This is a genomic window from Vibrio sp. T13N (assembly GCF_032970445.1).
Classification (GTDB): domain Bacteria; phylum Pseudomonadota; class Gammaproteobacteria; order Enterobacterales; family Vibrionaceae; genus Vibrio; species Vibrio diabolicus.
In genome coordinates this window covers 15965-28565 of sequence record NZ_JAWJYE010000001.1, presented here as the reverse complement: position 1 = coordinate 28565, position 12601 = coordinate 15965, and the positions used below count along the sequence as shown (strand labels likewise).

The following is a 12601-nucleotide window of genomic DNA, read 5'->3' as shown; positions in this document are numbered from 1 at the left end:
GCTGCTATCCCTAAATAATGCAATCAATCACAAATAATGCCTTGTTCTGAAGTTGTTTTTGATACAAGCATTTAACATTTTTATAAACATCGTTATATTTAAGGCTCATCGTTGTCAGGAGTTTATGGATGAACCTTACGATATCAGGGAAGTTGCAGCTCAGTTTTGTGCTGCTAGCCGTACTTTTTATGGCATCAGCGGTATTCACGTATCGCAACGTCACTACTGTAGAGCAATACGCCTCTTCGTTACTTAAATCCGATTTACCGACCGTCGACACCAGTCGCGGTATCCAACAGTCCGTTCAAGCGTCGTTGTCTTCTATTCGAGCCTACATGTTGTTAGGTGGCGATGAAGAGGCGAGCGCACGTTTGAGTGAGGACGTGCGTAATATCATGATGTCTACTGACGAGTCGCTTCCGACTTTGCAGGCTTTGATCTCTGAACAGGATTTTCAAGCGATTCAAAGCCAGTGGGACGCGGTAAAAGTCTCTCTAAACAAGTTGATTGAGCTCAGTCACAGTGATGAGAACTTACCCGCGCATAACCTCTTTATTAACGAAGCGGCACCCATTGCAGAAGTAGCACTTGATCAGCTTCAAAGCTTAATCAACGAAGAGTCAGGAAATCCATTTGGTGGAGACAGAAAGCGTTTGTTTAAAGTCTACGCCGACAGTTATACCTCGCTCGCAAATGCACTGTCTGCACTGCGAGATTTCCTGTTGTACGGGCAGCAAGATCACCTAGACAAATACCATGACTTGATTAAGTACCACAATCAGTCTGTGGCGGAAATCGACAGCAAACTCGACAGACTTACTGATAACGACCAATCACTGTGGTCACTGTTTAAAGAAATGCAGCAACTGTACTTTCCTTTAGCAGAGCAGGTAATTGCATTGCGTCAATCGCCAGAGTGGAACGAATCAAACTTGCTGATGGCGAACGAACTGTTACCAGCAGCGGATGCCCTAGACCAAAGTTTAGAAACGATCGTATTGGCTCAGCAAAGTCGTGCTGATCAAAGTGGACAGGGTATCAATCAGTCGATCAAGAACGTACTCACCACTATGTTGATTGCAGCGGCGTTGGTTTTGTTTGCCGCGGTAGCGATTTCGAAATACATGGGCAACACCATTGGTCGCCGAGTGAAAAACTTATCGGAACGAGCAAAGACGATCGCTTCAGGGGATGTTTCTCAGCCTCCGCTCACCGTTGTTGGGAAAGATGAATTGGCAGACCTTACCGATTCGATTAACCGCATGAACCAATCGTTAGCGAGCATTGTGGCAGGGGTGAATGAAAAAGCGCACCAAGTGGATGCCAGTATGGGGGCTTTGTTGGAATCGGCGCAAGTCACCTCATCGAATGTGGAACAGCAACAGGCCAACATTGTTGAAATGGGAAGCCAATTGGATGAAATCGCTTTAGCGGCGCGTAACACCCTAGATCAAGCTAACCAATCGGTGCAGAAGCTTTCTGATTCAAAAGGCGAGATTGAACAAGGTCGTGATGCTTTAGAGCAAAACAAAGTCACTATGGAAAGCTTGCACGGCAGTATTGAAACCGCGAGTACGCAAGTGACGCAGTTAAGCAAAGAGAGCGAAGCCATTGGTCGAGTGACTGAAGTGATTGAAGGTTTGGCAGAGCAAACCAACTTACTGGCATTGAATGCGGCAATAGAAGCGGCGCGTGCGGGTGATCAAGGGCGAGGCTTTGCGGTTGTGGCGGACGAAGTGCGTATGTTGGCGACTCGCACTACTCAGTCGACGACAGAAATCAACGGTATCATCAATGCGATTCAACGCTCGACCAATTCGGTGGTTGAGGAGATTGAACACAGCCAATCACTTGCGGAGCAGGGCGCTGAGCACATTGAAAAAGCGGTAACTCGTTTGCTTGTCACTACTGAACAAATTGGTTCTTTGAATGAACAAATGGCAGAACTTGCGGCAGCGGCAGAGCAGCAATCTCATGCGACCAATTCGATCACTGGATTGATGTCCGGTATTACTCAATCAGTGGATGAGGTTTCGAATAACAGCCAACGTGCATCAGAGACATCATTGCAAGTAAAAGAGCAAGTTACTGAGCTGAATCAACAAATGGCAACTTTCAAAACGACGTAGATAAGGTTTACATCGTTCATCGACTTTTGAACGTTAACCAAATAGTAAAAAAGCCCCAATCCTTTTTACACAAAAAAGGGTTGGGGCTTTTTGTTGGATGATACGCCGATATTCGTCTACTTGCTCATTGGATTTAGCTATTTAAATCATAGCTAAAACCAAATTCTCTTCACCGAGCCGGAGTCGTAATATGACTCCATCGGCAGCAAATACTGCAAAAGAATTTTTAAACTTTATACTAATCCCGGTAAGAGAATCGTTCGTTACTACGATTGGTATCATCCTTCTAGGAGCAAGATTATGAACAAACAAGTAAGCCTAATTGGTCTAGACAGCGAACAATCAGCACAACTAGCTCAACAGCTAAATCAACTGCTAGCGCATTACCAAGTGTTGTACATGAACTCTCGCGGTTACCACTGGAACATCAAAGGTGCGCAATTCTTCGAACTGCACGTAAAATTTGAAGAGATCTACACGGATCTACAAACAAAAATCGATGAGCTTGCAGAGCGGATTCTAACCTTGGGTCATACACCAGCGCACGCATTCAGCCACTACTTGGAAGCAAGTGAAATTAAAGAACATCAAAACGCGACTTCTGGTGAGGAGTGTGTACAAGGTCTGGTTCAAGGCTTTAGCGTTCTACTTCTAAAACAGCGTGAGATTCTACAAAACGCGGGTGAAGCAGGTGACGAAGGTACCGCGGCATTGATGGGTGACTACATCCGTGAGCAAGAAAAATTAATGTGGATGCTTAACGCTTACCTACAAGGCTAAGCGACGCATCACCCGAGCACTCACTTGGGGACGCATAAATAAATCGGGAATAAGTCAAAGGAGCACGCGAGTGCTCCTTTTGTTTATGAAAGTGCCTAGTTAGTCGTGAATGTGCTTAAAAGACTGAAAATGTTCGAGTAAATCGGTCAGCTCTGTTACAGCAAGAGAGGCAGAGTCGTGGAATTGTGCAGTCGTATTGTGGTGAACAAGGCAGGATGGCATTTGGGCGTTGTATGCGGCTTGTAGGTCATAAAGGAAATCGCCCACATAAAGCACTTCATCTGGCATTAATCGCCACTCTTTGGCTAGGACTTGGAGCGATAAAGGATCAGGTTTTGCTGGGTAGCATTCACGAGTGAGGACATGTTCAACATCAATTCGGTTATGTTCCAACTTACGCTGCGTAGCGATCAAACAGTTGCGCGTTACTATCGCGGTTTTAACTTTATGCTGATGTAAGTATGCCAAAAGCTCGTGGCAACCCAGCATCGGAGATGATTGCTCAGCATCAGAAATTTCATGATCAAAGATAACATTATGGGCATGCTCTCTCTGATGTGGATGGTCAAGCTTATCAACAAAATCCAATAAATCTTCGTTTTGTGGACAGCCTAGTTGCTGACGAAGATCTTTGAAGTTCATATCGGAGCTGACGAGTGTATTGTCTAAGTCGAAAATAACGGCTTTGACTCTTTCAAGTTTTAATGGAAAAGGAACCATGATGACCTCGTACGACTTAAACCAAGCTATCTTTCTAAAAACAAAAGGTTATTGTTAATTTTAGATTCAAACGTGTTACTTGTACGAAAATAAATCACTGATACGTCACAAATTAAATAGTCTCAATGATGTTGGTGTTTGATTACTTCTCTTCAAGACGGAAAATTTTGCCTGTATCTGTTGAAAAATAGACATAGCCATCCGGACTGATGGTGATATCCCTGACTCGCTCGCCAAGATTCTCCATCAATCTTTTTGATTCGGTGAGCTTGCCATTCTCAATAGAAACCACGTTGATGTGCGCCAGCTTCAAGGCACCGGCGAGGATTTTTCCATCCAACTCTGGGTACTTATCACCACGATACACCACCATATTGCTTGGCGCGATAGACGGAATATAAACCAACTTTGGGTCTTCCATATTCGGTAAGCTTTTCGCTTCTCCAACGTCTAACGGTCCCCAATACTCTTTACCCTGAGAGACTTTTGCCCAGCCGTAGTTTGCACCTTTCCTAATCAGGTTGATTTCATCACCACCACGAGGGCCATGCTCAATCGACCAAAGCTGTTTTGTTGCTTCGTCGTAAAACATGCCTTGTGGGTTACGGTGCCCGTAACTCCATATTTCAGGGCGAGCCTCAGAAGTCTTGAATGGATTATCTTGTGGTACCGAGCCATCAAGGTTGAGGCGAAGAATAGTGCCTGCATGGGTTTGAGTGTCTTGCCCATTACCACGTTCGCCACGGTCCCCAATTGAGAAGTAAACCTTGTCATCGACAAACGCAATACGGCTGCCGTAATGACGACTGGTGTCCGTGATGGCGTCGGCGACAAAGACGTCTTTCCAACCCACAAGTTGATTGTTTTTCAATTGTGCGGTCGCTAAGGCTACAGTATTTCCTTTATCGGTACGTTTGCTGTAAGTAAAGAAAACCTGTGGATTTTGTGGAGCGGTATTCGGCACTAGAGCTACATCTAATAAACCAGCTTGCCCACTGGTGTTCACATTCGGTACTTTGAAGAGGGTTTGCTGTTTTCCCGAAGCAATATTAAGTAATGAAACGGTGCCGTTTTTTTCATTCACGATCATTTGTTGCTTATCGAGAAATTCAATTCCCCATGGGATTTGAAACCCATTGGCGACCTCATTGGCACGATAGTCCGCAGCATCGATAGAAAAAGCTAGGCAAGCGAGTAGGGTTGCAGTGATCGTTCTCATGGTTCCTTCCAATATGAATCCAAGATACTTAAAAGCTAACACTAAAGGAGGACGTTTGGCAGGGTATGCGAACATAAAAAATCCCCAATACGAGATCGGGGATTGAATTAAGACTAGAGAATTGTTTACTTAGCGAGCCTACATCGCTTCTTCGAAGATCTTAGAGATCTCTTCGTGCGTTGCTTGTTTCGGGTTAGTGAAACCACAAGCGTCTTTTAGCGCGTTGTCCGCTAAGGTTGGGATATCTTCTAGCTTCGCACCAAGTTCTTTAATGCCTGATGGGATGCCGACATCTTTAGCGAGCTCAACGATAGCATCAATGGCCGCCGCAGCACCTTGCTCTGCTGACATACCTTCAACATCAACACCCATTGCTTTAGCAACGTCACGTAAACGCTCTGGACATACTTGCGCATTGTAACGTTGTACGTGAGGTAGAAGAATTGCGTTACATACACCGTGTGGTAGGTCGTAGAAGCCGCCTAGTTGGTGCGCCATTGCATGAACGTAACCAAGAGATGCGTTGTTGAATGCCATACCTGCCATGAACTGTGCGTATGCCATTTGCTCACGAGCTTCAAGGTTTTCACCGTTTTTCACTGCTGTGCGAAGGTGGGCTTGAATCAGTTCAATTGCTTTGATTGCTACCGCGTCAGTGATTGGTGTCGCAGCGATAGATACGTAAGCTTCAATCGCGTGTGTTAGCGCATCCATACCTGTTGCGGCAGTAAGAGACGCAGGTTTAGCAAGCATCAATTCAGGATCATTCACTGACATCAATGGTGTTGTGTGTTTGTCCACAATCGCCATCTTAATGTGGCGCTCTTCATCTGTGATGATGCAGAAACGCGTCATTTCAGAAGCAGTACCAGCCGTTGTGTTGATTGATACGAGAGGCAGCATTGGTTTTGCGGATTGGTCAACGCCTTCGTAATCGCCGATCTTGCCGCCGTTTGACGCCACTAAAGCGATACCTTTTGCACAATCGTGCGGTGAGCCGCCTCCGAGTGAGATAACGAAGTCACATTCGTTTTCTTTTAGTAAAGCTAAGCCATCATTAACGTTGGTGATAGTAGGGTTTGGTTGAGTGCCATCGTACACAACGGTTGCTACGTCGCGTTCAGTGAGAAGGTCTTGAACTTGTTTGACTACACCGATTTGGTTAAGGATCTTATCCGTAACGATCAAACCTTTTTTAAAGCCTTGAGATTGGATGCTGTCTGCTGCGTCTTTTAAACAACCAGCGCCCATTAGGTTTACCGTAGGGATAAAAAATGCACTTGTCATATTGGATAGCTCCGTCGTTATTTTTAATAATCTTTCTTAATTTGCCATTTACTGTCGCACACTCGTTTCCAGATTGAAGTTGATCTGAAGCAAGTTTACCTATTTAGAGGTATTTGCAAGAGAAAAACTGTGACAGTGATCTTGTTGCACAGCGTATAGGTGCAACACAGATATAAAGTAGAACAAATATGAAACCAGTGACGCAATCGATTGGCAAAAATTGATATCTAATACGGATATATCTCTAAATTAGACTAAAGTATAAAAAATCCCCATTAATAACTTAACTATCAATGGGGGTGGGAGGTAGGTTTATAAGTTATCTATCAATAATTATGCAATATCAATCAGCTTTGATACTAACTTTTCGATACCTGATGCCGCTTGAGAGATATTCTCTGCCAACATATAAGCAGGGGTTGATAGAACGAGGTGTGTTTCATCAAAAACTATATCCTCGACAGAGCAAGTGATGTGCTCACCGCCCATTTGATTAAATGCTATCGAGATCGCTTCATCGTTGCCTACGGTGCCTTTCACGCCTTGATCATAAATCATCGGAATAATGACAGGTGAAATACACAGATAACCTGCTGGCTTTTTCGCATGAGCGAATGCGCGACATGCTTGAGCTACGTGTGTATTAATCGAGCACTCAGCTCCTGATACAGCGAAGTCAGTGAGGTTTTTAGCGGCACCAAAACCGCCAGGTAAGAGTAGGGCATCAAACTCATCTGGGTTTAATCTTGCAACATCATCAATATTGCCACGTGCAAGGCGTGCAGATTCCACCAACACATTTCGTGTTTCGTCCATCTCTTCGCCAGTTAGATGATTAATCACGTGTAATTGATCGATGTTAGGAGCAAAGCAATGCCATGATGCACCTTCTTTTTCAATGGCATGGAGTGCTAATACGGCTTCATGTAGTTCTGTGCCATCGTAAACACCTGAACCACTGAAGATAACTGCGACTTTTTTCATTTGAGAATTCCTTTAGTCTGAGGTTTCCGTTTGTTGCTCTGTTTCTTTTAGATGTTGAGTGCTCGAATCAGTTTCGGCGATTTCGCTATCGTCGTCTTCTTCATCATAGTAGCGCACAACAAAAGGTGTAAGCATAACACTCGAGGGCAGAAAATGTTTCATATCGACTCCAACTGCGTAATGGTGTGATTTTTATACTGATTTTTATAAAACAGTACGTTGAACCTGATCATTTTTGAGTTAAGCTGATGTTTCCTTTGGCATTCGTGAGTGGTAGGTCACATGAAATCAGTGCAATTTCGTTTCACACTTTATGGTTGTATTGCCATCCTCTCTTGGAGTTGCTTACTTGGCATTGCCAGGTTGGTTACCGAGAGCCTAGGTCCCGTGGGCGGGGCGGCCATGTTGTACTCTCTCAGTTCTATTTTCCTTCTTATCGTAGTTGGCATTCCGAAGTTATCGTACTTTTCTCCAAAGTATCTCGTGCTTGGTGGCGCGATGTTCGTTTGTTATGAAATATTTCTCGCTTTATCCCTGGGATATTCCAACTCGCGTGCGCAGGCTATTGAGGTGTCGATTGTTAATTACCTTTGGCCAGCACTCACCGTTTTGTTTGCTGTTTTAGGCAGTAACAAAAAAACAAACTGGCTGCTTTATCCAGCGGTTGCGCTGGCGTTTATCGGAGTCGCGTGGACGGTGAGTGGTGAGAATGGCTTATCCGTAACTCAGATTATGTCCAATGTCAGTAGTAACCCTTTGGTTTACTTTATGGCTTTCGCAGGAGCAGTTATATGGGCTTTTTATTGTAATTTAACCCAGAGGCAGCAATCCAAACATAACGCGATTACGTTGTTTTTCATTGCTACTGCTGTTTCGTTATGGGTGAAATATGCGTTTGCTGATGAGCCAGAGATGACTTTTTCATGGGAAGCAATGGGCTACCTTTTTGCTTCTGCGGCGTTGATGGCTGGTGGTTATGGTTTATGGAACATCGCGATTGTTGGCGGAAACATGGTCTTTCTTGCGACACTTTCTTACTTTACGCCCATTTTCTCTGCGCTATTTTCTTCCATTATTCTTGGTGTGACGTTGAGCCCGAGCTTTTGGCAGGGAGTTGTGATGGTTACGGTGGGCTCTTTGCTTTGCTGGGTTGTCACCAAGGAGAAGCGTGAAGCTGCAGGTTAAACCAAAATTATCTGAGTGATTAATGCTCTTACTGCTCTTGAAGGCTTTGATAGATGCCTCCCGGCTGGACTGATTGAACCTTCATGTTGTTATCGGACGGGCATCCAGCCATTTTCCTAAAGTAAGCATCAGTTACCAAGGTGAGATAGCTGTCTTAGGCTCAGTCGCATCTGCAACTGAAAACGCTCCGGCCGTTCTGAGGTGTAACTGATTTATGATGTTAGGTTAGCAAAAAATCCACCGCTCTGGTGGCTTAACATTGCTAACTATTACCACGGCTATCAAACCCATACTTAATTGGGCCTAACTTTTCGATTAGCTCTACTACTTTAATGAAATCAGTGGGTTTTGCTGGTGGGGGGCTAACTCCCGCTATCTTTTTGCTCATGCCGTGAAACTTTTTGAAAATGTTTCATACAGCCAGTATTGCCTACGAGAAGCGGGAGTCAGTTTTTATTATTGTTAGCGTTGTTTCGGACGGGTGGCATTCCTACAACGGCCAACTGACGGAGCGGGATTTTTCACAATTTCGGCTTTTAAAACAGTGATTCAGTTCAAGATTTTTTCACCTCATTGAATCCAGATTATCAAAAAATAATACCGACTTACTCCCCTTAAAACGCAACTAAAATTGCTATTCCCGAGGATCATTATTTTCTATTGCGACCAATTGCAAATAGTGACGAACTGCAAGGATTGGATATGCAATTGTGTGGACAATCGCAGTCCTTAAAGTTTTGATGCAACAACGCAAGAGGTGGATATGTTTGGCTTCTTCAAAAGAAAAGCTTTAAAGAATATAGCGACGAATCTATATCAAGAATTGGTACGTGGACGCATACATGAGGGAACGCATTACGGACTCAGCGCAGATGATATATCAGAAAAGACAGGACTCAACTTGTTCTCATCGCGCAGCCTCATTCATCGGCTTGTCGCAAGCGGATTGGTCGAAGAATATGATTTTTTGGATGTGGTTTGCTATCGAGCTGTTAATGTCCCGATTTATTTAGATGAAACATCTTCTCCAAACAGCATTTTACAATACGTAAAACGAGCAATTGCCCGAGTAGACTTCAAAGGTCTAACTTAATACGAATACTAGATAAGGTTATATATGCTTGGCTTATTAGACACAAAGACTTTGAAGAACGCGACGATCGCTCTATATCACGAATTGGTTCGTGGCCGGATATACGAGGGTAAGCACTTTGGGCTCAATGCAGATGATATTTCCAAGAAAATAGGGTTAAATACTCACTCAGCAACGGCTCTCATTCATCGGCTTATCGATAACGAGTTGGTTGAAAAGTATGGGTTTAAGAATGATGTAAGTTATCGAGCTGCCAACATTCCAATCCACCTAGAACAAGTTTCGGCTCCAATCCAAATTTTCCAATACGTAAATCGCGTAATTGGCCGAGTAGACTTCAAAGGTATAGTTTAATCCAGATATGAAAAAACCGTCGTAATTGGCGGTTTTTTCATTTTAGTAAAGACTAAACATTCAATTTAGGTGCTTTTTGGTTTTTTCTTTCGTGTTCTAACAGTTTGCGACGTTTAAATGGAGTTGCAGTTTGAATCTGTGCTTCGACAGACGTTTCGTTAACTGAGTACGAGTTTGTTCCAACTTATCTAATGCAATGGTGTCGTCATCGACGTGTAAATCGATGTTAATGCGAAGCTCTTGGCCCACTTTAGTGATACCCGCTAACTTTAGCTGGTGGTCAGATGTTTTTTCTATCTCTAGTACATCATTGCCAACGACCTGACATAGCTCTTTGCTTGGTGTCATCATTAGTAGCTCACGTAGTGCACCAACCAACATATCAAAAGGAACTTTCAGAAAGTAGAAGCCCATTAGCACCATCATCATAGGATCGGCATAAACCGCATATTCAGCGAATGGCGTTAGTGATACAACCCAAGCAGCAACAAATCCTACCGTCACCGCTACACTTAATAGCGTATCCATCTGCCACTGTTTTTTCTCTGCTTCAATCAAGCCTGATGAGAAGCGACGGCTGCGTTTCGCCATAAACCACCAAGCGTAACCACAACCGATGACGTTTACGATGCCGAAGAGAGTGGCAATAGAAGCATCGACTTCACGGCCTCCGGACATCAATGCTGAAATTGCAGAGTAAAGAGAAAAGCTTACAACCACTAAAATAACAGCCGCTTTTATCGCAATAACGATTGGCTCTAAGACCGCTTTTCCAAATGGGAATACAGATTTTGAGGGCTTGTTAATATAGTAGGAAGCGGCCAGTGACAATAAAGTTAACAGTAAGCTGACCAAAGAGTAAACACCGTCAAAAACGATGACAATTGATCCTACAAGCAAGCCAAGTACCATACCACCAGCAGCGAACCCAGATGCTAAAAGGGCTGAAATGGTTAGAATACGGTTTTCGTTTTTGCTTGTCCTGTCACACATAAAAGATGCCTTTAAATTTTAATACCTTACTATTCTTCTCGCATAAGGTAATTTAGGCAACCACTAAGTGAGCAGGTTCTAATCTAAAAAGTTGCGTTTTTGTTTATACTCTTATAAAACAATGACTTGCTGCATGATCTTGGTGCCAATAAAATTGGCGCTCACTGATAAAATGTTTAGAAGTCAAATAAATACTCGCTCAATTTATCCGCTAACCATGTCATTGCTGGGTGCTCAGTTTGACCGTTAGGTGAAAACATACAGTAATCTTCTTGTGTCAATCCGTATGTATGCTTGATAACTGCGAGCTTTTGCTGGCGAAGGTAATGGCGGATTAATGGTTCTGGCAGTACACCCCAAGCGTCTTCTTCTAAGATGGTGTTGAGCATGTAGTCAAAACTCGAAAAGCCAATGTATCGAGTCGAGAAAGGCTGCAGTTCAGGGTTGTCTTTCTCATTTAGGTACACCATCAACGCTTGCATCTGACTGCGTAGATCTTCGTCTGAGACTCGGCGCATCTTACTTAGGCGATGTTCTGCACTGCATACTGACATCATACGTATCTTGCCTAGCGGGTTATACACGATACGAGGATCGTCGACGCGCTCATAATCAACACCAAAGGCAAAATCCACTTGGTGGGTACTGACTAAGTTGGCCAAGTCGCCACTGGATGCCAAGATTAAGTTGAAGGTTGTGGAAGGGAAGCGGTTATTCAGTGTATGAGAAAGCTCCTGCCAGAGATCATCAGGTAAGGAGTCGTCACGTGCTACCCAAACTTCCGCGTTAAAACCTTCTGAGATTTGAGCACAGGTTTTTCTTATCCGCTGTGCGATGATAAGTAGGTGTTCGCAATCTTTGTAAATGGCTTTCCCAGCTTCAGAGAGAGTGAGCTGGTTGCCAGTTCGGGTAAACAACTCAACGTTGAGATCTTTCTCTAAAGCCTTAATCGACATACTGAGTTTGGTGCGATTACAATCGAGTTGCCTTGCTGCTTCAGAAACAGAACCACACTCAGCGATGGTGCAGAAGGCTTCTACTTGAGTTAAGTTCATGATTTGACACAACCAATAAATGAATTCAAATAATTTGGGTATTATGCAGATGTGCTCCCAAAGCCGTGAAAGATTATCGAAAAAAACGCGAATCCGCCAGATAAGTCTATGGTCTTTTAACGGTTTTGCGGTAATCTATGTGGGTTACAAAAAGTGAACATGGAGGCCACGATGGCACAAGATTGGGACGGCTTAGCAAAAAACTGGGAATCAAATCCAGCAACAGAGCAATTTGCGCAGTCGGTGTTTGAGCAGTTACAACAGCTAACTCAGCTTGATGGCATTAAAGTACTAGATTTTGGATGCGGAACAGGGCAGTTAAGTCAACGATTGTCACCGATGGTTAAAGACATCGTAGCATTAGACGCATCGGAAGCCATGATTGAAGAACTCGATAAAAAAGAGCTTGCCAATGTAGAACCTGTCGTAGATGCATTGTCTCGCGGCTTGGTCGCTCAGCATCCAGCGTTTCGTGGACAGTTTGACCTAGTAGTTGCATCGTCAGTTTTAGCGTTTGTGGAAGACTTAGACGCGTCATTAAAAATCTCGCATTCTTTACTTAACCACGGCGGTTACTTTGTTCATTTTGATTGGATTGCAGAATCTGAACAAGACGGTTTTACCCTAGCGAAGTCTAAACGTGCTTTGAAAGATGCAGGTTTTACTGAGGTGGAATCGCAACACGTTTTTGACATTACATCTGACGGTAAAACGATGTCGGTATTAATGGGGCTTGGTCGCCGTTAAGACTTAATAAAGAACACCACATGATAAAAGCGAGCTACCTAGCTCGCTTTTTTCT

13 protein-coding genes are annotated in these 12601 nt (G+C 43.8%); 6 read left to right on the top strand and 7 right to left on the bottom strand.

All coding sequences use genetic code 11. The annotated features are described in order from the left end of the window. Positions 1-128: 128 nt before the first annotated feature. Positions 129-2129 carry a methyl-accepting chemotaxis protein gene (locus tag R2S67_RS00130; protein WP_317341666.1) on the top strand — a complete coding sequence of 667 codons (2001 nt, stop codon included), beginning with the start codon at positions 129-131 and terminating at the stop codon, positions 2127-2129. Between the two features lie 300 nt (positions 2130-2429). Continuing rightward, complete coding sequence (locus R2S67_RS00125) at positions 2430-2909, top strand: Dps family protein (protein WP_161442793.1); 480 nt, start codon at positions 2430-2432, stop codon at positions 2907-2909. 99 nt (positions 2910-3008) lie between these two features. Here the strand turns inward: R2S67_RS00125 and R2S67_RS00120 are convergent, their stop codons facing one another. The 5 genes from R2S67_RS00120 to R2S67_RS00100 form a co-directional block, all read right to left on the bottom strand. Then, the gene (locus R2S67_RS00120) at positions 3009-3629 is read right to left on the bottom strand and encodes an HAD family hydrolase (RefSeq protein WP_046873693.1); all 621 of its coding nucleotides are present in this window, start codon (positions 3627-3629) and stop codon (positions 3009-3011) included. Between the two features lie 142 nt (positions 3630-3771). Then, positions 3772-4848 (bottom strand): PQQ-dependent sugar dehydrogenase, encoded by a 1077-nt coding sequence (locus R2S67_RS00115; protein ID WP_046873692.1) that lies wholly within the window; start codon positions 4846-4848, stop codon positions 3772-3774. 138 nt (positions 4849-4986) lie between these two features. After that, entirely contained in the window at positions 4987-6135 is a 1149-nt protein-coding gene (gene yiaY / locus R2S67_RS00110; RefSeq protein WP_005391135.1) for an L-threonine dehydrogenase, read from the bottom strand. Between the two features lie 333 nt (positions 6136-6468). Further along, complete coding sequence (elbB, locus tag R2S67_RS00105; RefSeq protein WP_046873691.1) at positions 6469-7119, bottom strand: isoprenoid biosynthesis glyoxalase ElbB; 651 nt, start codon at positions 7117-7119, stop codon at positions 6469-6471. Positions 7120-7131: 12 nt separating this feature from the next. Next, positions 7132-7281 carry a hypothetical protein gene (locus tag R2S67_RS00100; RefSeq protein WP_006742043.1) on the bottom strand — a complete coding sequence of 50 codons (150 nt, stop codon included), beginning with the start codon at positions 7279-7281 and terminating at the stop codon, positions 7132-7134. 120 nt (positions 7282-7401) lie between these two features. On the opposite strand from R2S67_RS00100, the gene yddG reads away from it, so the two are divergent. From yddG to R2S67_RS00085, 3 genes are all read left to right on the top strand, one after another. Beyond that, on the top strand, positions 7402-8304 hold the full coding sequence (gene yddG, locus R2S67_RS00095) for an aromatic amino acid DMT transporter YddG (RefSeq protein ID WP_048625236.1): 903 nt from the start codon (positions 7402-7404) through the stop codon (positions 8302-8304). A 763-nt stretch (positions 8305-9067) separates the two neighbouring features. Continuing rightward, a complete protein-coding gene (locus tag R2S67_RS00090; RefSeq protein ID WP_080936685.1) occupies positions 9068-9397 on the top strand; it encodes a hypothetical protein in 330 nt (109 codons plus the stop codon). Between the two features lie 24 nt (positions 9398-9421). Then, on the top strand, positions 9422-9751 hold the full coding sequence (locus R2S67_RS00085) for a hypothetical protein (protein ID WP_152813942.1): 330 nt from the start codon (positions 9422-9424) through the stop codon (positions 9749-9751). 96 nt (positions 9752-9847) lie between these two features. Here R2S67_RS00085 and R2S67_RS00080 read toward each other — a convergent pair whose 3' ends face one another. Together R2S67_RS00080 and R2S67_RS00075 are read right to left on the bottom strand one after the other, a co-directional pair. Further along, the gene (locus tag R2S67_RS00080) at positions 9848-10744 is read right to left on the bottom strand and encodes a cation diffusion facilitator family transporter (RefSeq protein ID WP_005391129.1); all 897 of its coding nucleotides are present in this window, start codon (positions 10742-10744) and stop codon (positions 9848-9850) included. 176 nt (positions 10745-10920) lie between these two features. Next, the gene (locus tag R2S67_RS00075) at positions 10921-11799 is read right to left on the bottom strand and encodes a LysR family transcriptional regulator (RefSeq protein WP_006742040.1); all 879 of its coding nucleotides are present in this window, start codon (positions 11797-11799) and stop codon (positions 10921-10923) included. 171 nt (positions 11800-11970) lie between these two features. On the opposite strand from R2S67_RS00075, the gene R2S67_RS00070 reads away from it, so the two are divergent. Then, positions 11971-12546, top strand: a complete 576-nt coding sequence (locus R2S67_RS00070) for a class I SAM-dependent DNA methyltransferase (RefSeq protein WP_006742039.1) — start codon at positions 11971-11973, stop codon at positions 12544-12546. The last annotated feature ends 55 nt before the right edge of the window (positions 12547-12601 follow it).

Bases quoted from the DNA above. Each gene is read 5' to 3' on its own strand.
- R2S67_RS00115 (WP_046873692.1), bottom strand. From the start codon at position 4,848: ATGAGAACGATCACTGCAACCCTACTCGCTTGCCTAGCTTTTTCTATC.
- R2S67_RS00125 (WP_161442793.1), top strand. From the start codon at position 2,430: ATGAACAAACAAGTAAGCCTAATTGGTCTAGACAGCGAACAATCAGCA.
- R2S67_RS00075 (WP_006742040.1), bottom strand. From the start codon at position 11,799: ATGAACTTAACTCAAGTAGAAGCCTTCTGCACCATCGCTGAGTGTGGT.
- yiaY (WP_005391135.1), bottom strand. From the start codon at position 6,135: ATGACAAGTGCATTTTTTATCCCTACGGTAAACCTAATGGGCGCTGGT.
- R2S67_RS00100 (WP_006742043.1), bottom strand. From the start codon at position 7,281: ATGAAACATTTTCTGCCCTCGAGTGTTATGCTTACACCTTTTGTTGTG.
- R2S67_RS00130 (WP_317341666.1), top strand. From the start codon at position 129: ATGAACCTTACGATATCAGGGAAGTTGCAGCTCAGTTTTGTGCTGCTA.
- R2S67_RS00120 (WP_046873693.1), bottom strand. From the start codon at position 3,629: ATGGTTCCTTTTCCATTAAAACTTGAAAGAGTCAAAGCCGTTATTTTC.
- yddG (WP_048625236.1), top strand. From the start codon at position 7,402: ATGAAATCAGTGCAATTTCGTTTCACACTTTATGGTTGTATTGCCATC.
- R2S67_RS00070 (WP_006742039.1), top strand. From the start codon at position 11,971: ATGGCACAAGATTGGGACGGCTTAGCAAAAAACTGGGAATCAAATCCA.
- elbB (WP_046873691.1), bottom strand. From the start codon at position 7,119: ATGAAAAAAGTCGCAGTTATCTTCAGTGGTTCAGGTGTTTACGATGGC.
- R2S67_RS00080 (WP_005391129.1), bottom strand. From the start codon at position 10,744: ATGTGTGACAGGACAAGCAAAAACGAAAACCGTATTCTAACCATTTCA.
- R2S67_RS00085 (WP_152813942.1), top strand. From the start codon at position 9,422: ATGCTTGGCTTATTAGACACAAAGACTTTGAAGAACGCGACGATCGCT.
- R2S67_RS00090 (WP_080936685.1), top strand. From the start codon at position 9,068: ATGTTTGGCTTCTTCAAAAGAAAAGCTTTAAAGAATATAGCGACGAAT.